Annotated in this window: 21 protein-coding genes; 13 read left to right on the forward strand and 8 right to left on the reverse strand. The window is 72.3% G+C overall.

What is annotated here, in order from left to right:
* Positions 1-185: 185 nt before the first annotated feature.
* From J116_RS25580 to J116_RS25590, 3 genes are read left to right on the forward strand one after another with little or no spacing between them, the layout of a single operon-like run.
* Positions 186-809, forward strand: coding sequence for a D-glycero-alpha-D-manno-heptose-1,7-bisphosphate 7-phosphatase (locus tag J116_RS25580; protein WP_023589928.1), 624 nt, complete (start codon positions 186-188; stop codon positions 807-809).
* The gene (locus J116_RS25585; protein ID WP_023589929.1) at positions 803-2,014 is read left to right on the forward strand and encodes an MFS transporter; all 1,212 of its coding nucleotides are present in this window, start codon (positions 803-805) and stop codon (positions 2,012-2,014) included. The genes J116_RS25580 and J116_RS25585 overlap by 7 nt, the downstream gene beginning before the upstream one ends.
* A gap of 37 nt (positions 2,015-2,051) precedes the next feature.
* Positions 2,052-3,113 carry a glucose-1-phosphate thymidylyltransferase gene (locus J116_RS25590; protein WP_023589930.1) on the forward strand — a complete coding sequence of 354 codons (1,062 nt, stop codon included), beginning with the start codon at positions 2,052-2,054 and terminating at the stop codon, positions 3,111-3,113.
* Here the strand turns inward: J116_RS25590 and J116_RS25595 are convergent.
* Genes J116_RS25595 through J116_RS25615 form a run of 5 tightly spaced genes read right to left on the reverse strand, consistent with a single transcriptional unit; the run spans position 3,079 to position 7,310 of the window.
* Positions 3,079-3,762 carry a 4'-phosphopantetheinyl transferase family protein gene (locus tag J116_RS25595; RefSeq protein ID WP_235617385.1) on the reverse strand — a complete coding sequence of 228 codons (684 nt, stop codon included), beginning with the start codon at positions 3,760-3,762 and terminating at the stop codon, positions 3,079-3,081. The genes J116_RS25590 and J116_RS25595 overlap by 35 nt on opposite strands.
* Positions 3,763-3,779: 17 nt before the next feature.
* Positions 3,780-4,946, reverse strand: a complete 1,167-nt coding sequence (locus J116_RS25600; protein ID WP_023589932.1) for an acyl-CoA dehydrogenase family protein — start codon at positions 4,944-4,946, stop codon at positions 3,780-3,782.
* Positions 4,919-5,614: a hypothetical protein gene (locus tag J116_RS25605; protein ID WP_023589933.1), complete on the reverse strand. Its 696-nt coding sequence runs from the start codon at positions 5,612-5,614 to the stop codon at positions 4,919-4,921. The genes J116_RS25600 and J116_RS25605 overlap by 28 nt, the downstream gene beginning before the upstream one ends.
* Positions 5,615-5,616: 2 nt before the next feature.
* Positions 5,617-5,883 carry an acyl carrier protein gene (locus tag J116_RS25610; RefSeq protein WP_023589934.1) on the reverse strand — a complete coding sequence of 89 codons (267 nt, stop codon included), beginning with the start codon at positions 5,881-5,883 and terminating at the stop codon, positions 5,617-5,619.
* Entirely contained in the window at positions 5,880-7,310 is a 1,431-nt protein-coding gene (locus J116_RS25615; RefSeq protein ID WP_023589935.1) for a preATP grasp domain-containing protein, read from the reverse strand. The genes J116_RS25610 and J116_RS25615 overlap by 4 nt, the downstream gene beginning before the upstream one ends.
* A 316-nt stretch (positions 7,311-7,626) precedes the next feature.
* On the opposite strand from J116_RS25615, the gene rfbB reads away from it, so the two are divergent.
* From rfbB to lysA, 8 genes are read left to right on the forward strand one after another with little or no spacing between them, the layout of a single operon-like run.
* Positions 7,627-8,646: a dTDP-glucose 4,6-dehydratase gene (gene rfbB / locus J116_RS25620; protein WP_037948342.1), complete on the forward strand. Its 1,020-nt coding sequence runs from the start codon at positions 7,627-7,629 to the stop codon at positions 8,644-8,646.
* Complete coding sequence (locus J116_RS25625; protein WP_023589937.1) at positions 8,643-9,677, forward strand: hypothetical protein; 1,035 nt, start codon at positions 8,643-8,645, stop codon at positions 9,675-9,677. The genes rfbB and J116_RS25625 overlap by 4 nt, the downstream gene beginning before the upstream one ends.
* Positions 9,674-10,249: a hypothetical protein gene (locus tag J116_RS25630; protein WP_023589938.1), complete on the forward strand. Its 576-nt coding sequence runs from the start codon at positions 9,674-9,676 to the stop codon at positions 10,247-10,249. Before J116_RS25625 ends, J116_RS25630 begins: the two co-directional genes overlap by 4 nt.
* On the forward strand, positions 10,246-11,703 hold the full coding sequence (locus J116_RS25635) for a glycogen synthase (RefSeq protein ID WP_023589939.1): 1,458 nt from the start codon (positions 10,246-10,248) through the stop codon (positions 11,701-11,703). The genes J116_RS25630 and J116_RS25635 overlap by 4 nt, the downstream gene beginning before the upstream one ends.
* Positions 11,696-12,379: a D-sedoheptulose-7-phosphate isomerase gene (locus J116_RS25640; protein ID WP_201258830.1), complete on the forward strand. Its 684-nt coding sequence runs from the start codon at positions 11,696-11,698 to the stop codon at positions 12,377-12,379. The genes J116_RS25635 and J116_RS25640 overlap by 8 nt, the downstream gene beginning before the upstream one ends.
* Positions 12,376-13,482, forward strand: a complete 1,107-nt coding sequence (gene galT, locus J116_RS25645; RefSeq protein ID WP_023589941.1) for a galactose-1-phosphate uridylyltransferase — start codon at positions 12,376-12,378, stop codon at positions 13,480-13,482. The genes J116_RS25640 and galT overlap by 4 nt, the downstream gene beginning before the upstream one ends.
* Positions 13,479-14,474: a GHMP family kinase ATP-binding protein gene (locus tag J116_RS25650; RefSeq protein ID WP_023589942.1), complete on the forward strand. Its 996-nt coding sequence runs from the start codon at positions 13,479-13,481 to the stop codon at positions 14,472-14,474. Before galT ends, J116_RS25650 begins: the two co-directional genes overlap by 4 nt.
* A 37-nt stretch (positions 14,475-14,511) precedes the next feature.
* Complete coding sequence (gene lysA / locus J116_RS25655) at positions 14,512-15,780, forward strand: diaminopimelate decarboxylase (protein WP_023589943.1); 1,269 nt, start codon at positions 14,512-14,514, stop codon at positions 15,778-15,780.
* A gap of 13 nt (positions 15,781-15,793) precedes the next feature.
* Here the strand turns inward: lysA and J116_RS25660 are convergent, their stop codons facing one another.
* Positions 15,794-17,284: an amino acid adenylation domain-containing protein gene (locus J116_RS25660; RefSeq protein WP_023589944.1), complete on the reverse strand. Its 1,491-nt coding sequence runs from the start codon at positions 17,282-17,284 to the stop codon at positions 15,794-15,796.
* Positions 17,285-17,512: 228 nt separating this feature from the next.
* On the opposite strand from J116_RS25660, the gene J116_RS25665 reads away from it, so the two are divergent.
* Together J116_RS25665 and panD are read left to right on the forward strand one after the other, a co-directional pair.
* Positions 17,513-18,106: a helix-turn-helix transcriptional regulator gene (locus J116_RS25665; RefSeq protein WP_023589945.1), complete on the forward strand. Its 594-nt coding sequence runs from the start codon at positions 17,513-17,515 to the stop codon at positions 18,104-18,106.
* Between the two features lie 212 nt (positions 18,107-18,318).
* On the forward strand, positions 18,319-18,738 hold the full coding sequence (panD, locus tag J116_RS25670) for an aspartate 1-decarboxylase (protein WP_023589946.1): 420 nt from the start codon (positions 18,319-18,321) through the stop codon (positions 18,736-18,738).
* Positions 18,739-19,126: 388 nt separating this feature from the next.
* On the opposite strand, the gene J116_RS25680 is transcribed toward panD, so the two are convergent.
* Together J116_RS25680 and J116_RS25690 are read right to left on the reverse strand one after the other, a co-directional pair.
* The gene (locus J116_RS25680; protein WP_023589948.1) at positions 19,127-20,179 is read right to left on the reverse strand and encodes an aldo/keto reductase; all 1,053 of its coding nucleotides are present in this window, start codon (positions 20,177-20,179) and stop codon (positions 19,127-19,129) included.
* A gap of 826 nt (positions 20,180-21,005) precedes the next feature.
* On the reverse strand, positions 21,006-21,971 hold the full coding sequence (locus J116_RS25690) for a glycoside hydrolase family 6 protein (protein WP_023589950.1): 966 nt from the start codon (positions 21,969-21,971) through the stop codon (positions 21,006-21,008).
* Positions 21,972-22,102 lie beyond the last annotated feature (131 nt).

The raw sequence follows: 22,102 nt of genomic DNA on the forward strand, positions 1-22,102 counted from the left end.
TCTGGAGCACAAGGCGCGGCCTAAGCGGTGGCCTAAGGGCCATACCCGAAACGGTCGGTTGCGGCGGCTGACGAGGGGCTCATAGTCTCTCGGCACTCATCCGCCGGAGCGTCTCCGCTCGATCACCTCGCGGGAGAGGACGCACTGCTTTTCTTGTGTCTGGGGGAACGGGTGGACTGCGCGACATGACGACCAAGGCGGCGGTCTTCCTCGACCGCGACGGCACCCTGACCGAGCCCCGCCACTATCCGAGCCGCCCCGAGGACCTGGTGCTCCAGCCGGGAGTCGCTCCCCCGCTGCGCGCACTGCGGGACGCTGGGTACGCTCTCGTCCTTGTCACCAATCAGTCCGGCCTGGCCCGTGGTCTGTTCGACCGGCGGGCGCTGGACGCCATGCACGTCCACCTGCGGGCGCTGCTCGCCGCGTCGGGCATCGCCCTGGACGGGATCTACGTCTGCCCGCACCACCTCGACGGCACCGTGCCGGAGCTGTCGGTGGCCTGCGAGTGCCGTAAGCCCGCGCCCGGCATGCTGCTGCGCGCCGGGCGGGAACTCGGCCTGGATCTGGGCCGGTCGTGGATGGTCGGGGACTTTCCCACCGATGTCGAGGCGGGGCTGCGGGCAGGCTGCCGTACGGCGCTGGTCGGGCTCGCCGCGACGCGGGGAACCCCCGAAGGCCCCCGGCCGGACCTGAGCGCCGCCGACACCGCACACGCTCTGCGTGAGATCGCGCTGCGGTCCGCCGGACCCCTTCCCGCACACCAGGATCACCAGCTCACTCGGATCACTAGGAGATCTCCCCCTTGCTAGCCTCGTACCGCCGTCTGTTCACCCCCAAGGGGACCGTGGCCTTCACGGTCACGGGCTTCCTGTCCCGGCTTCCGCTGTCCATGTACGGCGTCAGCACCGTCATCATGATCGCCACGCTGCGCGACTCGTATCTGCTGGCCGGCACGGTCGCGGCCGTGGACATGGCGGCCACCGTGGTGCTGGTGCCCCGTATCAGCCGGCTGATCGACCGGTACGGCCAGGCCAGGGTGGCGGTGCCCGCGGTCGTGATCTCCTCGATCGGCTCGGTCGCCCTGGTGCTGTGCGCCCACCACGACGCCCCGGACTGGACCCTCTTCGCGACGAGCGTCCTGTCCACCGCTCCCAACACCGGCGGCATGGTACGTGCCCGGTGGGCACACATCTACCGGGACGACAAGCAGTCCCTGCACACCGCCAACTCCTTCGAGCAGGTGCTGGACGAGGTGTGCTTCATCGTCGGCCCGATCCTGGCGGTGGCCCTGTGCACCAGCCTCTCGCCCACGGCCGGTGTGCTGACCGCGGCGGCGCTGACCCTCGTCGGAACCGGCCTCTTCGCCGCCCAGCGCGGCACCGAGCCGCCGCTGGAGACGCCGGACGAGGACACCGCCGTCTCGCCGTGGCGCAACGAGGGGCTCCAGGTCATCGTCAGCACCTTCCTGTTCACCGGCACGATCTTCGGCTCCCTGGAGGTCGTGACCGTCGCCTACACCGAGCACCTCGGGCACGAGAGCGCGGCAGGCGTGGTGCTCGCGCTGCAGTCCGTCGGATCGGCCATCGCCGGCCTGCTGTTCGGTCTGGTGACGCTGCGCGGGGAGACCAGCAGGCACTTCCTGCTGGGGCTCGCGGGCATGACGGTGTGCATGCTGCCGCTGGTCCTGGCCGACGGCATGCTTTCGCTGATCGGGCTGATGTTCGTCGCCGGCATGGCCTCCTCGCCCACAATGATCATCAGCATGAGCCTGCTCCAGGAGATCGTGCCCAGCAGCCAGATCAACGAGGGCATGGCCATGACCACCACCGCGCTGCTCGGCGGTATCGCCCTGGGCTCGGCGACCGGCGGCTGGACGATCGACCGGCTCGGCCCGGAGGCGGGTCACTGGCTGCCCGGTGCGGCGGCCGGCCTCGCCCTGATCGTCGCGCTCGCCGGATTCCCGCGCCTGCGCTCCGCGGTTGCCCGTCCGGAACCCGTCGCCCAGCAGTCGTAGTCACCGAAGTCCGAACCGTCGTGGCGGGAGTCACCCAGTGAAAGCACTCGTCCTCGCGGGAGGGTTGGGTACCCGGCTGCGGCCCATCACCCACACCTTCGCCAAGCAGCTCGTGCCGGTCGCCAATCGCCCGGTGCTCTTCTACGGCCTGGACGCCATCGCCTCGGCCGGGGTGCGGGAGGTCGGACTGGTCGTCGGCGCCGGGGCCCGGGAGATCCGGGACGCGGTCGGCGACGGCTCCGCGTTCGGGCTGCGCGCCGCCTACCTGCCGCAGCAGATGCCGCTCGGTCTGGCGCACGCGGTGCTGATAGCCCGGGAGTGGCTGGGCGACGACGACTTCGTGATGTACCTCGGCGACAACTTCATCCAGGACGGCATCAACCAGATGGTCGACGACTTCCGGGCCGGTGAGGCGGACGCACAGGTACTGCTGGCGCGGGTGCCCGACCCGACCGCGTTCGGGGTCGCCGAGGTCGGCGCGGACGGCACGGTCACCGCGCTGGAGGAGAAGCCCGAGCGGCCCCGGAGCGACCTCGCCCTGGTCGGCGCGTACGTCTTCACCCCTGCCGTGCACGATGCCGTACGCGCCATCCGGCCCTCGGCGCGCGGCGAGCTGGAGATCACGGACGCGCTGAGCCTGCTGGTCGGCACGGGCCGTTCCGTGCGCGCCACCCGGCTGACCGGCTACTGGAAGGACACCGGGAGCGCGGTCGGCATGCTGGAAGTCAACCGGACGGTCCTCGACACCAGCCGGGCGCGGATGGAGGGCGAGGTCGACGACTCCTCCGAGCTGGTCGGCCAGGTCGTCGTCGAGCGCGGGGCACGGGTGCTGAACTCCCGGATCGTCGGGCCCGCCGTCATCGGCGCGCGGTCCGTCATCAGCGACTCGCACATCGGCCCGTACGCCTCGATCGCTGAAGGCTGCCAGGTGCGGCACAGCGAGATCGAGGATTCGATCGTGCTGACCGGGGCCCGGCTCGAGGGTGTGCGACGGGTCGAGTCGTCACTGATCGGGCGGGAGGTCATGGTGACGTCCGCGCGGCGCCGACCGGTGGCGCACCAGCTCATCCTGGGGGATCACAGCCAGGTCCATGTGTGACCGGCGCCCACGAGCGCGGGACCGGGCGGAACGGCCCGGTGCCCGCCAGTGCCACGGCCGCGGCGCAGCCGTCGGGGCCCTGGACGTCGTCGACCCACCAGGAACCCGGCAGCCGTCCCGAGGGATCCGCCACGGCGTGCGGGCCGTGGCCGACCGGCAGGGTCAGGCTTTGGGCGAGCCGCCCTCCAGCCGCCTTCACACAGGCTTCCTTGCGAGTCCAGAGCTTGAGGAACTCGCCCCAGCGGTCCGCCGGTTCGGCTTCGGCCACCCGGGCCGCCTCCTCCGGGCGGAACCAGCGGGCGGCGAAGCGGACGGGGTCCAGACCGGACCGGGGACGCTCGAGGTCGACGCCTATCTCACGGTGGCCGCAGACGCCGAGCAGGGCCCGACCCCCGCAGTGGGCAAGGCTGAACCGGAGCCCGTGGCCCGCCACTTCGGGCTTGCCCCAGCGGCCCACGCGCAGCGGGACCCGCGCGGGGGGCAGGCCGAGGCAGCTTCCGAGGATCAGCCGCTTGGTGCCGTGCGCCACGGCGTAACGGTCCCGGCCCGTGCCGCTCGGCTGGGCTTCGTGGCGGGCGCGCTCCCGTGGGTCGAGCAGGGCGAGGTAGGCGCCGGGCGGCAGATCCAGCGGGAACTGCCAGAGATGCACCTCATCGGCGGCGGCTGTCACCGGCGCCGCGCGCCCCCGCCGCGCACCAGGGCGCCGAAGACCGCGAGGCGCTGCACATTGGCCGTGCCCTCCATGAGCTCAAGACCCTGCGCGTCCCTGGCCATCTTGTCCAGCCGGGGGTGCTCGAGACGGGCCGCCGGGCCCAGCCGGCGTAGCGCCGCACGGCAGAGGTCGTCGGCGAGGCGGGCCGCGGTGAGCTTCGCCGCCGAGGCGAGTTCGCCGTCCGCGGGGTCGTCGTCCACCGCGCGGGCGGCCCGGTACGTCAGCGCGCGGACGCCCTCGATGCGCCGGGCCAGCGCGTCCCAGTGCTCCCGGTCCGCCCCGGTGGCCGCCGGCCGTTCCCGCAGGGCGTAGGCGTGGGCCGCGGCGGCCGCGCCGACGCCCATGGCGGCGATCACCGTACGCCAGGTGTTGAAGGTGCGCAGCCAGCCCCACATGCCCTGCCGGACGGCGGGCAGATGACGGCCGAGCAACTGGTCCTCGGGCACCTCGACCGCGTCCAGGGTGATCGCGCCGAGTTGCAGACAGCGCAGGCCGAGGGTGGGGACGGGCTCCGCCGAGAAGCCGGGGGAGGCGGTGTCCACCAGGACGGCCCGGATGCCCAGCGGACCGGGGGCGAAGCGGGCGAACGCCACGGCGACACCGGCGCGGACGGCGTTGCCGACATAGCGCTTGGCGCCGGTGAGGACCAGTGAGCCGCCGTCCGGCGCGCGGGTGAGCGTGGTGGACATACGGGCCGCGTCGGAGCCCCGCCCCGCCTCCGTCATCGCGAAGCAGGTCCAGGTCGGGCGCTCCAGGAGACGGCTGTAGAACCAGTCCCGTTGGGCCCGGTCGCCGAGGGTGTCCACCAGGGTGCCGGACATGTCGGGGCCGGGTACGGAGAACAGCAGCCCGAGGTCGGCCCGTGCGCCCTCCTCGAAGAACACCGCCTTCTCCAGGGCCGTACGCAGGCGGTAGCGCTGTCCGCCGACAGTGAGCGGCGGCGCGCCGTACTCCGGCGGGATGCCCAGGGTGGCCAGCCGGGAGAGCAGCGGCAGGTGGATCAGGCGGGCCACCGTGCCGGGGTCGCGGTCCAGTTCGGCGATGTGGGGCTCGATGTCCGCCGCCCATTCCCGGGCCTGCCCGCGCAGGGGCGTCAGGCGCTCGTCGTCGTCCGTGTGCACGGCGTTCCTCCCGCGTAGACATCGGCCAGCAGTTCCGAGGCGTGGGCCGAGCGGCCCGGTCCGTCCGCCGTGAATCCGCCGGCCCCGAACAGGCGGACCAGTTCACGGTCCACGGCGGTGATCCGGGTGTGTGCTTCCGCCAGGGCGGCGCGGTGCGAAGCGGCGCCGTCGAGCGCGCTCTCGGTCTCCAGGTGGGTGACGACCGCGTCAGCCAGCGTGCCCTTGACCAGTTGCCGGTGCAGCAGCGGGGCGCCGTCGAAGGTGCGCCTGCCGAGATGCGCCACCGCCAGGTCGAGCAGGTGCCGGGAGTGGCCGAGCCGGGTCCAGGCCAGGGCCGCGAGCCAGGCCCCGTACGCCGGTCCGGCGGCGGCAGGCCCCGGCGTCCGGCAGCGCAGGACCGTCAGTCCCAGGCCGTCGAGAACGGCGGGTGTGGCCTCCACAGCGTCCTTTGCCGGGAGGCCGACGTACCCCTCGCCGCTCCACAGCCGTCGGGTGACCCGTGTAGGCGCGACGATCCATCCGCCCGCCCCGCGGACGGCGGTCCCCTCGCCGAGCCCGGCGTGCAGCAGGAGGAGGGCGGGGACCAGGCCCCGCGACCTCGCCGCCGCGTGCCCGGCCCGGTGCAGCGTCTCCTCCAGTGCCGGGGCCCCGGCCAGGGCTTCTGCCACCGTTACGCCCCGGCCTCGCGCCGGACGTACGCGACGAGGCTGCCGACCTTCTCGAAGTCCGCCGGCTGGAGGGTCTCGGGGTCGAACTCCACCCCCAGGTCCTCCTCCAGCCTCATCAGCAGTTCCAGGACACTGGTCGAGTCGAAGTAGAGGTCATCGAAGAGCCGTGTCTCCTCCGACAGTTCGGATACGTCGCGACCCACCATCGCGGCCAGCGAAGCGATCACCTCGACGGCGATGTCACGGTGCGTGGTTGCCCTGTCCGTCATGCTGTGCTCCGTTCTCGATGCGGTTCCCCGGTCCGGATCCCTCCCGGCCGGGACAGATCGCCCAGACGGTCGGCGACCGCCCGGTGCAGTGCGGTGGCCCCCTGGCGTGAGGCGGCCACGGTGATGCCGTAGAGACGGCCGTCGAAGGGGCCCTCAGGCCGCTCGGGCCGCGTGGCGGCGGCGTTGACCGTGGCGAAGTCGTTCACCAGGAAGCCGGTGCCGGTGTCGGTGCCGAACAGCAGGCCGCTGAGCCGGTCCTGGAGTTCGGCGAAGGGGACGGGCCGGCCCAGCCGGAGCGGGAAGTGACCGGCGAGGGCGGTCCCGGCCGCGTCGGCGAGGAGGGTGGAGCGCAACCGCTCCTGGTACGTGGACATGTTGTTGCGGGCGTTGATCTCCACCACCGGGTACAGCCCGCCGTCGGGGTCCACCATCGCGTCCACGCCCACGACACCGAAGTAGCCGTCGGCGGCGAGGCGCCGGCCCAGTACGGCCGAGACGTCCCGCACCTGCGACTGCTGGCGGGCGGTGAGGCGCGGGGGCATCCAGTGCCCCGCGTGGACGCCGCCCTCGGTCAGCGCCTCGCGGACGAAGTCGAAGCGCACGGTGCCGTCGCGGCCGACGGTGAACTGATAGTTGAGGTCGGCCCGTTTGGCCACCCAGTCCTCGACGAGCAGGGCCAGGTCCCGGCGCCCCTGCCGCTCCGCCCGCCGCGTGATCATGCGCTGGACGCGGTCGAGCGCGGCGGTCTCCGCGACCACCAGGACGCCCTTGCCGGACACCCCGAACGCGTCCTTGAGAACGACGGTGCCGCCCCGGTCCAGTCGCTCACGGGCCCACGCGCAGGCATCCGCGAACTCGTCCAGGTCCTGGCAGGTCCTGCCCTCGGGCTGGCGCAGGCCGTACTCGTCGTTCAGACTCCGGCTGTAGATCTTGCTGTTGACCGCCTTGCAGACGGCGGCGGGCGCGGTCGCCAGACGCAGTCCCGTGAGGTCGGCCAGGCGCTCCTCCACTCGCGAGACCCCGTGCGGCCACAGCCGCGCCCCGCCCTCCGCGAGACGGGCGAGTTCGGCCTTCAGCGCCGTGTCCTCGATCGCATCCTCCCCGACCGTGCGGCCGGGGTCCTGGTCCCGCACGGCGAGGATGCCCGGCAACTCGACGCCGAGCGTGCGCAGATACGCCAGCCAGTCGTCGTCGGGCGGTGCCTTGAGCACCACATGGTCGCGCGGTCCGGCCAGCAGGAGCGTCAGCTCGTCGAGGCGGTTGACGACGGCTCTGCCACCGCTGAACGGCGGTCTGGGCAGGCCGAGTTCGCCCTCGGCCCAGTGATCCTCGACCTCGAAGTTCCCCAGCAGGACGAGCGGCCCCTCAGGGTCCTCGCCCGGGGTCGGCCGGGCCGTTCCCACGCCCGCTTCGGACGGCTTGCGCACGGCGGGTCTCCTCTCCTTCGCCGTCCCCCGGACCTGATCACCGGGGGCGACGAAGCGACGATCCCCGAGACGGATGCGCCGGACAAGGCTCGCCGACCGCCCCACCAGGACGCTGGGGCAGGCATGCCCCAAAGAGGAGGTCTACTTCCCGGCCCGCTCACCGCAGAATCGAGTCAGTACGGCGACCGGCCGGGTCAGCGGCAGTCGGCCGTGACGGAGTACCGCTGGTCCCAGCGACCGGGTGCGGCGGTTCACACGGTGGACGGGCCGGACAGACGACGGCGCCACCGCTGTACAGAAAGGCTCCAAGCAGATCATGCGCATTCTGGTCACCGGGGGCGCCGGCTTCATCGGCTCGCACTTCGTCCGGTCCCTGCTGGCGTCCGAGGCGGCGCGGGAAACCGTTCCGACGGCGGTGACGGTGCTGGACGCCCTCACCTACGCCGGCAACCGGGCCAACCTGCCGTCGGTCGCGTCCGATTCACGTCTTCGCTTCGTCCGGGGGGACATCCTCGACGCCGACCTGGTGGACACGCTCGTGGCGGGGCACGACGCCGTCGTGCACTTCGCGGCGGAGTCGCACGTGGACCGCTCCATCGCCGCGGGCGGGGTCTTCGTCTCGACCAACGTCCTCGGCACCCAGGTCCTGCTGGAGGCGGCACTGCGGCGGCCGGCGCCGATCCCCTTCGTCCACATCTCCACGGACGAGGTGTACGGCTCGATCGCCGTCGGATCATGGACGGAGGAACAGCCGCTCGCGCCCAGCTCGCCCTACGCGGCCTCGAAGGCGGCGGCCGACCTGCTCGCGCTGTCGTACCACCGCACCCACGGCCTTGACGTACGGATCACGCGCTGCTCCAACAACTACGGGCCGTACCAGTTCCGGGAGAAGCTGATCCCGCGCTTCATCACCCGGCTGCTAGACGGGCGGAGCGTGCCCCTCTACGGGGACGGCAGTCATGTCCGGGACTGGCTGCACGTCGAGGACCACTGCCGTGCCGTGCGCCTGGTCCTGGACCGCGGCCGGGCGGGCGAGGTCTACAACATCGGCGGCGGCGTCGCGCTCTCCAACCGGCAGCTCACCGAGCGGCTGCTCGAGGTCTGCGGTGCCGACTGGAGCAGCGTCGAGCACGTGGCGGACCGCAAGGGCCATGACGCCCGCTACTCGGTCGACTGGTCCAAGATCCGGCGGGAGCTCGGGTACGCGCCACGCCGTGACTTCGCCGAGGGCCTGGCCCGGACGGTGGCCTGGTACCGGGAGAACCGCTTCTGGTGGGAACCGGCCCTGGGTCCGAGCGCCCGCACCGACGCCCCCTTCTCTGGAGTGAACAGGTGAACGACGCCACCCCCCTGGTCAACGACGCCTCGCCCCTCGTCGACCCCAGCTGCTACCACGCGGCCGTCGCCGCTCTGCTCAGAGCCGTCGACCCGACCGTCGATCCCGCTCTGGTGCTGGGCAGCGGCGCCTCGACGTGCGCCACCTGGGACACCGACGGCCTGCTCGCCTTCGCGGAGCCGTTCGTACCGTTCTCGGCGATGGCCGAGCGGCGTGGCTACCGGCTCGTCGAGCATCCGGTGCACGACCGGGAAAGCTGGCTCCAGGCGCTGCGCCACCTGGAGCGCGGCCACACGGTCGTCGCCGCCGCCGACGGCTTCCACCTGACCCACTTCTGGCCGAACCGCGGCCGCAGCCACGCCCTGCACGCGGTGGTCGTCAGCGACCCCGACTCGGTCACCGGTACCCTGCGCCTGCTCGACCCGGGTCTGGAACTCTTCCACGACGGCCGGGTCCCCCTTGCCGAGATCGAAGCGGCGATGTGTGCGGAGGAGGCCGGGCAGTCCTGGATGGAGATGCTGCCCCGGACCGCTGCACCCCTTCCGCACGAGGACCTGATCCGGTACGAACTCTCTCGCGCCGCGCGCGAGTTGAGAGGCGGCGAGGGCGGGTTTCTCGGCGGTGCCGAGTTCCTGGAGGGCATCCGGTCCCAGCTGGCCGTGTATGTGGAGCTGGTGGCGGAGCGGCCGCGCGGCGCCACCGGTAACGAGCTGAACTGGGGCGCGGGCCAGAACCTGCTGCTCGGCCTGTGGTGGTACCACAACGTGCTTCGCTGGTTCGCCCGGTACCTGGGGGCGCTGGCGGACGACGGCACCGTGCCGCTCGGCCCGGAGCCCGCCGCCTCGGCCGACCAGGCATGCCGGGACGTGCTCGTGGTGCGGAACCTGCTGATGCGCCTCGGCGTGATGCCCCTGGGCTCACCCCGGGCCCAGACCTTCCGCGGGCAGATCGACGCCCGGCTCGGCACCGCGCGGGACGCCCTCGCCGCGACATCCGCCCGACTGGCCACGGCGGCGGGAGCACACGCGTGAACGGCATCGTGCTGCCCGCCGGCGCGGTACCCGTCGATGTCTCGGCCCACCGCAACAACACCGGCACCTCGGCCAAGGGCCAGCCGGCCGGCGGTGAGGGCTTCGACGGCTACGGCCGTACCTTCCCCGCCGGCATCCTCGACGCCATCGCCGACACCCTGGGCCTGCCACCGGGCTGGGGATCAGGCGTCCCCGACAACGTGACCTGCGAGGGCCAGCGCATCTCCCTCCCCGGCACCGGAGCCGTCACCGCGCTGCACGTCGTGGGCGCGGGCACCTACGGAAACGTCCAGGACGTCCTGCGACTGCGCACCCCCGAGGGAACGAGCACGGATCTGCTGGTGGGCCTCAGCGACGCCCTGTCCCTGCGCCCCCTGCCCGGCGAGACCTGCTGCGCCGAGGGCGACTACCTCCTGGACGCCGAGGGCGAGGCCATCACCGACGCCCGTCCCCACCTGTGGCAGACGACCGTGAACTGCCGCGCCGCCGCGTCCTGTTCCGTGCTGGAGCTGCCGTACAACCCGGATCTGCATCTGTTCCGCGTGTGGGTCGTCCGGGAGGCCGTGGCATGAGATGCCTCTATCTGGTCCAGGAGCTGGCGCCCTACTTCGCCGAGGGCGGCCTCGGGCAGGCCGCGCGGGCGCTGCCGGAGCTCCTCCAGCGGGACCACGGGATCGAGCACGACCTGCTGGTGCCGTACTACCCGTGGCTGGTCGCGGAACGGGGGCTGCGCACCAAGGAGGTCGCGCGGCTGCCCGGGATCCGGATCGCCGGAGTCACCGCCGAGGCGACGGTGGAGCAGGTGCTGAACCACGACGGCTCCTGCGAGGTCTTCCTGCTGCGCGCGGACGTCTGGTACGACCGTGAGGGCATCTACCGGGACGGTCGCTACGTCGAGTTCGCCGACGCCACCGCCCGCGCGGCCTTCTTCGGGTGGGCCGCCGCCCGCTGGACCGAGATCTCCGGACGGCCTTACGACCTCGTGCACGGCAACGACTGGCAGTCGGGCGCCGCGCTGGCCCATCTGCGGCAGGCCCGGGGATCCGCCGCGCGGCCGGCGCTGCTGATGAACGTGCACAACGGCGCCTACCCCGGTGAGGTGAGCGTGGCCGAGGTCGCCGGGCTCGGTCTGCCGGACGCGTTCCGGAAGCCGTTCCTGACCGCCGCGCGCGGACGGCCGAGCCTGCTGCTCGCGGGGCTGCTGGCCGCGGACGCGGCCACGACGGGCAGCCCCGGATACGCGCGGGAACTCAGGGCGGACTTCGCGGGCTCGCCCCTCGGCGACGTGCTCGAACCGCTCGCCCTGACCGGCATCGTCGCGGGCGTCGACGAGCGGGTCTGGGACCCCGCGGCGCCGGGAAGGCTTGCGATGCCCTTCGACCGGGACGCGGTGACCTCGGGCAAGCGCGCCAACAAGCGGGAGCTGCAACACCTCGTGGCGCTGCGGGAGGACCCCGACGTCCCGCTCTTCGGGGTGTGCGCGCGGCTCGTGCCCGAGAAGGGCGTCGACCTGATGCTGACGGCCCTCGGGCCCCGGCTGCTGGACGGCACCGCCCAGCTGGTGGTCGTCGGCTCCGGGGACACCGCGTACATGAGGGCGCTCGCGGAGCTGCACCGCCTCGCCCCGGGAGCCGTCCACCACCTGCCGCGCTTCGACCACGACGTCGCGTCGCTGGTCTACGCGGGTTCCGACTTCACCCTCATGCCGTCCCGGGTCGAGCCCTGCGGGCTGAACCAGCTCATCGCCATGGCGTACGCGACAGTGCCGCTGGTCAGCGCCGTGGGTGGGCTGCGCGACACGGTGAGCGAACTGCGCGGCGCGCCGCAGGAGGGCACGGGCTTCCGGTTCGCCGCGCTCACCGCGCAGGCCGTCGAGGACACCGTCGCCGACGCGGCGCGGTGGCTTGGCTCAAGCCCCGGCCAGGTCGAGCGGACCCGGCGGCGGCTGATGGACCAGGACTGGACGTGGCACCGCACCGCCCGGGAGACCGCGCGGCTGTACGAACAGGTGGTGGCGCATGACTGACGGACCGGCTCCGCACCGGACCCCGACCTTCTCCGAGTGGACAGGCGACAGGATGCTGGACGACACCCGACGGCGCACGGCACACATGCACAACTATCTGACGGACGTACAGCGGGCGGTGGGCAAGGTCTCGCTCACCGAGCTCAGCGATGTGGCCGCCATCCTGGAGCGCGCCTACACCGCCGGACGTACCGTCTTCACCTGCGGCAACGGTGGAAGTGCCGCCACCGCCTCGCATCTGGCGGTCGATCTGTCGAAGAACACCCGGCTGACCGGCACCCCGCCGCTGCGGGTGATGTCCCTGGTCGACCACGTGCCCGCGATCACCGCCTGGGCCAACGACGTGGGCTACGAGTCGGTCTTCAGCGGCCAGCTCACCGGTCTGGCCGGGGAGGGCGATGTGGTGATCGGCATCAGCACCAGTGGGAATTCCCCCAATGTGCTGGAGGCGCTGCGGCACGCCCGCGAACTCGGCGCGATGACGGTGGGGCTGCTCGGCCCGACGGCGGTGCGGGCGGCCGCGCTGTGCGACCGCTGGGTGACGGCTCCGGCCGAGTCCATCGAGGAGCAGGAGGACATCCACATGATGATCGCCCATCTGCTGACCCGCCACATGCGCGAGTTCGTCCGCGCCGGCCGGATCGTGTCGGCCTCCGCGCAGGGCAGCGGCCGTTGACCCGCACACACCGCATCAGCGCCACACTGCCCGACGGGCGCAGCATCCACTACTACGACGAGCAGCCGGGCCGCGCCCGCCCGTCCGCGCCCGCCGCCCCGCCCGCCGCTCCGGTGCCCTCCACCCTGCGCTGGGACCCGACGACCGAGGACTGGGTCCTGATGGCCCCGCACCGGGCCGCCCGCACCGCGCTCGGTCCGCACTGCCCGCTGTGCGCCTCGTCCCCGCCCGAGGTCATGGAGATCCCGGGCGGCGCCTATGACGTCGCCGTCTTCGACAACCGCTTCCCCGCGCTCGGCGCTCCGGGCGGGCCTCCGGCCGGCGGCGACCGTGCCCTGCTGGCCAGCGCGCCCGCGCCGGGCCGCTGTGAGGTCGTCTCCTTCAGCAGCGACCACGACACGCCGCTGGCCCGGCTGCCGCTGGCCCGGGTGCGCACCGTCGTGGACGCGTGGGCGGACCGCACCCGGGAGCTGAACCGGATGGCGGCGGTGGAGCAGGTCGTCTGCTTCGAGAACCGGGGCGCGGAGGTGGGCGCGAGCCTGTCCCACCCGCACGGGCAGATCTACGCCTACCCGTGGATGCCCGAGCGGTTCCGGCGGATGCACGAGTCCGCGCGGGCCGCCGAACTGCGGGGCGAGAGCTGTGTGTTCTGCCGGGTGCGACAGGCCGAGGAGGAGGCGGGCAGCCGGGTCGTGGCGCGCACCGCGCACTGGTCGGCGTTCGTCCCCTTCGCCGCCCGCTGGCCGTACGAGGTCCATCTGTACGCCCGCCGCCATGTCCCGGACCTGGACGCGCTGACGGACGAGGAACGCGACGACCTCGCCCGGATCTACCGCTCGCTGCTGCACCGCTTCGAGTCGGTGGCCGAGGCTCCGCTGCCCTACATGGCGGTGTGGGTGCAGGCGGCCGCCCGCCGGGAACGGCATCTGGCGCATGTGCGCGCCCAGGTCTTCTCCGGCCACCGCAGCCCGACCGTGGTCAAGCGCCCGGCCGCCGGTGAGCTGGGCGCGGGCGCCTTCGTCAGCGAGGCCAGCCCCGAGCGCACCGCCGAGGCGCTGAGGGCCGCCGATCCGGCCTGGGAACACGAGGGGGTGAGCGCGTGAGCGGGGCGGCGGACCTGTGGGTGAGCAGCGCTCCGCTGCGGATCTCCCTCGCGGGCGGCGGCACCGACCTGCCCGCCTACGCGCATCGGTTCGGCGGCACTGTGCTCGGCGCCAGCGTCGACCTGCGGGTCACCGTGTTCGGCAGAAGAGCCCGTACCGCGACGGTGATCCGCGCCTGCCTGGACTCGTGCGGCAGCGCCGACTCCGTCGACGGCCTCGCCAACCCCTACGCCCGCGAGGCCCTCAAGCGGTACTGGGACGGCTCCCCGGTGGACCTGTTCTCCGCGGGCGACGTGCCCGGCGGCAGCGGTATGGGCAGTTCGGCGGCGTTCTGCGTGGCCCTGGTCGCGGGGCTGTCCGGGAAGGAGCGGTCCCCGCACGACCTCGCCATGGCGGCCAGCGGCATCGAGATGGACGGCCTCGGCCGCCCGGTGGGCCGGCAGGACCACTTCCTGTCCGCTCTCGGCGGCTTCCGTCAGCTGCACTTCGCCACCGACGGCAGGGTCACCGTGGAGGACGTCCCCGTCGCCGATGACGTCGTACGGCGCCTCGACGAGGAACTGGTGCTGCACTTCACCGGGACCAGCCGGGACGCGGGTGCCGTCCTCGGCGACCAGGCCCGCGCGGCCGGTTCCGGGGAGCGCGGCACCGAGGCCCGGCTGCACGAGATCAAGGAGCTGACCGGCCCGCTGCGGGAGGCGCTGACCCGGGGCGACAGCACGGAGGTGGGCCGGATCCTCGGCCGGCACTGGGAGCTGAAGCGGGGCCTCGGCGCCCGGGTCTCCCTGCCCGGGGTGGACCGGGCCTACCGGGACGCGCTGGCGGCCGGGGCGACCGGCGGCAAGCTCCTCGGCGCGGGCGGCGGCGGCTTTCTCCTGCTGCATGTCCCGGCCGCGGCCCGGGAGGGGGTGCGCGCGGCGATGGCGGTGCACGGCATGCCGGAGCAGCCGTTCCGTTTCGACCCCGCCGGGGCCCGGCTCAGCCGACTGTGAATCCGTATCGGCCCCACTTGAGGAAAGGACCGGTCACGTGACCGACGGACGACCCCGTGTCCAGGGCATTACCTACACCGAGCTCGCGGAGGAGTTCGGTACCCCGCTCTATGTGTACGACGAGGGCGTCCTCGCCGCGCAGTACGGAACGCTCAGAAGGGCGCTCCACCCGAAACTGGAGTACTTCTACTCGCTGAAGGCCAACCCGAACATCTCCGTCCTCGCCGCTCTCGCCTCGCGCGGGGCCCGTGCCGAGGTGTGCTCGGCCGCCGAGCTGCTGACAGCTCTCCGGGCGGGCGTCGATCCCGGCGACATCATCTTCGTGGGCCCCGGAAAGAGCCGCACGGAACTCACCGCCGCCCTGGAGCACGGCATTCACGCGGTGGTGTGCGAGTCCTTCGACGAACTCGCGCTGCTGGACGGCCTGGCGCGCGCCCGGGACACCCGGGCACCAGTGATCCTGCGGGTCAATCCGGCCTTCTCGGTCAAGGGTTCCCGGCTGACCATGGGCGGCCGGCCCCGCCAGTTCGGCATGGACGAGGAGCAGTTGCTGGCCCGCCCCGGTCTCGCCAAGGAGTTCCCGGCCACCCGGATCATCGGCGTGCAGGCGTACATGGGCACCCGGATCCTCGACGCGGCGGTGGTCACGGAGAACACCCGGCGGATCTTCGAACTGGCCGAACGCGTCGGCGCGGAGCTGGACATCCCGCTTCGGACCGTGGACGTGGGCGGCGGGCTCGGCATCCCCTACTTCGACGGCGAGGAGGAGTTGGACACGGCCGAACTGGCGGCCGGTCTCAACCCGGTCGTCGAGGAGTTCCACACGCGCCATCCGCAGACCCGGCTCATCATGGAGCTGGGCCGCTATCTCACCGCGCCGGCCGGGGTGTACCTCGTGCGGGTGCGGTATCTGAAGACGTCGCGGGGCGAGAACTTCGCGGTGGTCGACGGCGGCACCCACCATCACATGGCCGCCGTCGGTATCGGCTCCTTCGTGAAGCGGAACTTCCCGATGCGCCTGCTCAGCCGCGAGACCTCCGGTGAGCCGGTGCCGTGGCAGGTCACCGGTCCGCTGTGCACCCCGAACGACACCCTCGGCAAGAACGTCCCGCTGCCGCCGCTGCGCACCGGCGACCTCATCGGCGTCCTGCGCTCCGGCGCGTACGGGCCGACCGCCTCGCCCGTGCAGTTCCTCAGCCACGGCTACCCGGCCGAGGTCCTGGTGCGGGACGGCCGGCCGCACCTGGTCCGCGAACGCGACCGTCCCGAGGACCTGCTCGCCCGGCAGCATCTGATAGGGCCGTGACGGCACCCCCGCGTCACGCCGGGGTGCGGGCCAGTTCGGTCAGGGCCCGCCGGTCGATCTTCCGGTTGTGGGTGAGCGGGAACTCCGTCAGCACGACCACGCGACGGGGCAGGCTGTGACTCGGCAGGATCCCGGCCAGCTCTTTCAGGATCAGGCCGGGATCGGCGTCCGTTCCGGTACAGAAGCCCACGAGATGACCGTCGACCAGCACGGTCACGGCCTCGCGCACCCCGGCGCAGCGGCGCAACCCCCAGTCGACCTCCGCGAGTTCGATCCGCCGTCCACGGACCTTGACTTGGTGGTCGCGCCGCCCGAGAAAGGCCAGTTCCCCGCCGGGCAGCCGCCGGACCAGGTCACCGGTCCGGTACCAGCGCCGACCGCCGAGGGTGAGGAAGCGGCCCTCGTCATCGGCCGGATCCAGGTACCCGCCGAACGTCTGGGGACCGGTGACGCACAACTCCCCGTCACTGTGCGGGTTCTCCTCCTCCGGCGCGTCGGGGTCGACGACGACGGCCGCCAGGCCCGGGTGCAGGGCGCCGATCGGCAGCACGCCGTTCACCACGAGCCGCGCGGACGCCTCCGGAACGTAGCGGTGCGCGCAACAGGTGATCGTCGCTTCCGTGGGGCCGTAGAGGTTCTCCACCGTGGAACCGGGCGCGGCCCGGAGCCAGTCGGCGGCGTCCCGCTCCAGCAGCGGCTCGCCGCAGAACAGGCTCCAGCGCAGGCCGGGGAGGGAGCCGGGAACCAACGCGGAGTGTCTGCGCAGCAGGGCTACCAGACTGGGCGCGGACAGCCAGACGGTGATGCCGTGGGTGGCGATGAACCGTGCCACCCGCAGGAAGTGGGCGGGCTTCACGGTGACGACCGAACCGCCCGCGCCCCAGGCGGCGTAGAGGTCGAAGACCGACAGGTCGAAGGTCAGGTCGGAGATCTGCGAGAACACGTCGTCCGGGGTGAACGCGTAGCGTGCGTGGATCACTTCGAGGTAGTGCGCGATGTTCCGCTGGGCGATCGGCACGCCCTTGGGCCGGCCTGTGGTCCCCGAGGTGAAGACGATGTAGGCGAGTTCCGCCGGGGGTTCGGGTGACCGGAGCCCCTCCCCGGGGCTGCCCAACCAGTCCTCGGCGCGCACGACCGGAACCTCCCCCCAGGAGCCGGCCGCCGCCCGCCCGGTGGTGTCCGCGACGACCGCCTGGACCCCGGCCGACTCCGCCATGAAGCGGGTGCGCTCCGCCGGGTACTCGGGGTTCATGGGAACGACGGTGGCGCCCGCGTACAGGACGCCCAGCAGGGCCGCGTAGGCATGCGCGCCACGGTCCATCAGCACACCGATCCGCTCTGCCCGAGGCACCGTCCGGCGGATCAGACCGGCGAGCGCGAGGGCCAGGCGGTCCATTTCGCGGTAGGTCAGCCGTGTGGTCGCGTCACGGGCCGCGACGCCCTCGGGATTCACCGCGAGACCGCGGCGGAACCAGTCGGCGAGTGACTCCTGACGATCCGCCATATCCGCGGCGGCTGCGGGCGATTGCTCCATCTGCCGTCCTTCTTGGTGAGACCACGAAAAGAGTTGCTGAAGGTTGCAGAAACGTCTTGCGTAGTCGGATTGTCCGATGTTTAACTTGGTGAACGTTTGAGCCGCGGGGGAATACTGGTGCAGGACCGAAGTGCAGGACCGATAACGGCTGAGGGGTCCAAGGACGCGCTCGATGTAGCCATCCTCATCGAAAGCGAAGTGGTGCGGACCGGGATGGAGACGGTGCTGCGCAAGCTGCCGGATGTGAGGACCGTACGAGCGCTTCCCCTGGACGCCGAATCGGTGGCGGTGGCCGCCGAGGGCTATGACGTGCTGATCGTCGCGGCGGAACAGTGGGGACTGCTCGGCGAGTTCGACGAGAGGCAGCGCGACGGCCTGCCGCCCGTCCTGGTGCTGGGGAATGACCTGTACGACCGCAACGGCGCCGACTTAGCCTCACTTCCCGCCGACGGATTCCTTCCGCTCGACTCCCTCTCCGCGCGCTCGCTGGAGAACGCCCTGCAGCGGCTGGCCATGGGCGAGGTGCCCATGCCCGCCTCGCTCGCCAAGCGTCTGCTGATGAGCAACCGCAGCCGGCGCAGGGACGCGGAGCCGGTCACGATCCCGCTGACTCCACGGGAGACCGAGACCCTGCTGCTCCTGGCCGACGGGCTGAGCAACAAGCAGGTGGCCCGCTGCCTCGGCATATCCGCGCACGGAGCGAAGCGCCTGGTCGGCTCCATCCTGCTGAAGCTGGGGGCGCCCAACCGGACAACCGCGGTCATCACCGCGATCAAGATCGGGCTGCTCTGACAGCGGGAAGCACGCACCGCGTTTCCACCTCCCGGCACTCGGCGCTCTCCGACGCCCGCCAAGCTATGCGGGCTCGCCGGGTGCCGGGAGTGTCAACGGCGCGCACCAGACGCCGGACGCGTTGACATACCCGAACGGTCCGCTTGTGAGTGCCCGGCGCCCGCGGCTACTCCTGAAGGGTCGTTCCACTCTCACCGGAAGGCCGCGTCCCCATGCTGCGCACCATGCTGAAGTCCAAGATCCACCGAGCCACCGTCACCCAGTCCGACCTGCACTACGTGGGCTCGCTGACCATCGACGCGGCCCTGCTGGAAGCGGCCGACATCCTGCCCGGAGAGAAGGTCGACATCGTCGACATCAACAACGGGGCCCGACTGTCGACTTACACCATCGAGGGACCCCGCGGCAGCGGTGTCATCGGCATCAACGGCGCGGCCGCGCGGCTGGTCTCCCCCGGCGACCTGGTGATCATCGTCGCCTACGTCACCGTCACGGACACCGAGGCCCGTGAACTGCGCCCGCGTGTGCTCTTCGTCGACGGGCACAACCGCGTCACCGATCAGGGCGCCGACCCGGCCCACGCCCCCGCGGAAACCCTCCTGCGCGGCGACGCCGTGCACACCGGTGCCTGACCCGGTCCCCGCGGGGGCACGGCCGCGAAGCCGGGCGCCGGCCGCCGGCCGCCAGCCGGTACGCCGCATGCTGGGAGCCGTCGCCGGTTCCGCACGGAGCGCGGGGGTCGCGGTGGCGGTGCTCCCGCGCGGTCCACGGGCCGGGGCGTGCTGCTCGTCGCAGCTGCCCTGGGGGTTGCCTTCGCAGAGGTTGGCGGACACCGACGAGGACAACCCGGACCGCGAGGTCCGCCCCAGCTTCCTGGGGTAGGCCTGAGGCAGCCGCGGCTGGGAAGGCGGCTCCCGGCCGCACCAGGTGATCAGGCCGACTCAGCCCCGCGTGAGTGTGGCGCCCCGCCGTCGGGCGCTCGCCCACCGGACGGGCGCACGGCCGGTTGACGTCGGGCGGTCAGGAGGCCGGGCGGTCTTCCAGCGGGTAGCGGCGGCGCATCGTCGTGATGGTGAGGGACGGGCGCTGCCAGGCGCCGTCGGGGCGGTAGAGGTCGGTGCCCGGCGGCACGATCTCGTCGATTCGGTCCAGGGCCGTGTCGTCGAGCACGAGCGATGCCCCCTTGAGCGCGTCTTCCAGCTGTTCGCGCGTACGCGGGCCGATGATCACCGACGTGACCGCCGGGTGCGCCAGGGGAAACGCCAGCGCCAGCTCGGGCAGCGTGACGCCGAGCCCGTCCGCCACGGCCACCAGCTGCTCGACCGCGTCCAGCTTCGCGAGCGTCACCGGCAGCGCGGGGTCGAACCGGTGCGGTGTCAGGGCCGCCCGGCCGCTGCCCAGGTCGATCGGCCGCCCCTTGCGGTAACGGCCGCTCAGGAAACCGGACGCCAGCGGACTCCACGTCAGCGCGCCCATTCCGAGCCGTCGCACCACCGGCAGCACGTCCGCCTCGACGCCCCGCGCCAGCAGCGAGTACGGCGGCTGCTCCGTACGGAAGCGCATCAGCCCCCGCCGTTCGGCGACGTGGTGGGCCTCGACGATCTCGGAGGCCGGGAAGGTCGAGCAGCCGAACGCCCGGATCTTCCCGGCCCGCACCAGGTCGCCCAGCACCGACAGGGTCTCCTCCACGTCGGTCGTGTGGTCGGGCCGGTGCACCTGGTACAGGTCGATCCAGTCGGTGTCCAGCCGCCGGAGGCTGTCCTCCACTGCCCGCACGATCCAGCGGCGGGAGTTGCCGCTCCGGTTGCGGCCCTCACCCATGGGGAAGTGCGCCTTGGTGGCGAGGACCACCTCGTCCCGGCGGCCCCGCAGCGCCTTGCCGACGATGGTCTCCGACTCGCCCGCCGAGTACATGTCGGCGGTGTCCACGAAGTTGACGCCCGCGTCGAGCGCCGCGTGGAGGATGGCCGCGCATTCGTCGTGGTCGGGGTTTCCGACGGCGCCGAACATCATGGTCCCCAGGCAGAAGGCGCTGACCTCGATGCCCGTGCCGCCGAGAGCGCGATAACGCATGACAAAGCTCCTTGAGGGAGGGGGAGAAGCGTGCGCCGGGCGGTTGACTCCGGTCCGGCGGAGGTGACGTTAGAAGTTGGAGAGGACTCCAAGGCAAGTGCCGATTCCAGGCCCCGCGCCCGCCCGCCGGGCGCGGGCATGCCTCGGAAGGAGTCGTACGCGTGGTTCTCCCGGTCGCCCGGCGAGTCGAGCAGGATACGGATCCCAGTGACAGCCGAGTTCCGCCACCATTCCGGGCTGGACGACCCGTTCCGGTCTCTGCGCAGGCCCGACCACGTGGCCGGGGACACGCCCGCCGGGGTCAGGACCAGGCGGGCCGGGCGATGACGTCGACGCCCTCGATCGGATCTCGGCCTTCGCCACCCTCCCTGTCGGCATCCGCGACCGCCGGGAACGGGGTGTGGGCTACTACCCGTGCACGCACCTTGCCGCGCTGACCGACCCTGCAGCCGGCACCGCTCTTCTCGGCGGCGCCCACAGTCTGTGGTACGAGTATGTCTGCCCGCGGTTTCACCAGGCGCTCGCCGACCTGGACAGTGCCGTGGCGGCTCTCCCCGGCACGGCCAGTAGGGCGATCCGATCCGAACTGGAGGCAGGGAAGAACGGGTCGCGGGCAGGACTCGCGGACTTCCCGGGAACTTCCTCGGAGGCGGGAGCAGTACGCGCGGGGACGGCGATGGTGGTGACCGAACGCTACGACTCGTGATCTGGGACGGCAGGGACTACCTGGACCGCGATGTCCGCCTCAGCTCTCTGGCTGACCGAGCCGGTCAGGACCGACGTTGTGCGGCGGTGGCCCGGCGCCGCCGGGCCACCGGAGCGGATGTCAGTAGCCGTAGACCATTCTGTAGGCGACCTCCGGGAGGAACTGTCCGGCCGAGGAGCCGGAGCCGACGCCGCAGTTGCCGTCGGACTCGCCCGGCACCTTGATCCACAGCAGCATCTCGGCGCCGCCACCCAGCTGAGTGGGAGTGCCGATGCGGCGGCCCGCGGGGTTGCACCACTCGCCGTTGGAGCCGTTGCCGTTGCGGCTGGTGTCGATGACGAACGGCTTCGTGTAGCCGTAGCGGTCGGCCAGTTCGCTGTTGACGGCGTTGCCGTAGGCGCTGCTCTGGGCGGTGGTGTAGTAGTTCGACACGTTGAGGGAGAAACCGTGGGCCTGGCGGAGCCCGGCTTCGTGGAGGCGCTGGGCCATCGTCGCCGCGTTCACCCAGCCGGGGTTGCCCGCGTCGAGGTAGACCCAGGTGTTGGGCGCCTGGCGGTTGAATTCGGCGAGGGCGCCGCTGAGCATGCCCTGGCGTTCCCGGATCTGGTTCTGGTTCAGGCAGCCGTAGTCCGCGAGGGAGTCGGGTTCGAGGACGACGAGGGCCGGGCGGTTGGCGATCCCCCCGGCGAACTGCGCGATCCAGGTCGCGTAGGCGGAGGGCGACGAGGCTCCGCCTCCGGAGTGCCCGCCGCACGAGTCCCGGAGGTGGATGTTGTAGGCGACCAGGACGGGCAGCTTGTCCGCGTGGTCCGCCGCCCCGGTGTACGCACCCGTGGCGGTGCCGATGGTGCCGCTCCAGGCGCCGAACCAGCGGGCCGTGGGCGTGTTGGCCACGGACGCGTTGATGGCGGGGGCCCGGCCGTCAGCCGGGTTGGCGGCGACCCACTGCTTCGCGCTGGAGTGGGGGTCGACGTAGAAGCCGCTGGTCATGGTGGTGGGGTCCGCCGCGTGGGCGGGCGGTGCGACGGCGAGCGCGAGTGGCAGCGCGGCGAGGGAGGCGACGAGGGCGCGGATGGTGTGGCGCATGGCTGTACCTCGGTTTCCTGACGGCGGACGCGTCGTGTGGTCCCGTCCCGAGCGGGCGACGCGGTGAGGACGTGCGTGGTATGAGATCGTCGGGCGCCGGCGCACCGCTACGCCGCCCCGCAGCGCCCCGG

This window comes from Streptomyces thermolilacinus SPC6 (assembly GCF_000478605.2).
Taxonomy (GTDB): domain Bacteria; phylum Actinomycetota; class Actinomycetes; order Streptomycetales; family Streptomycetaceae; genus Streptomyces; species Streptomyces thermolilacinus.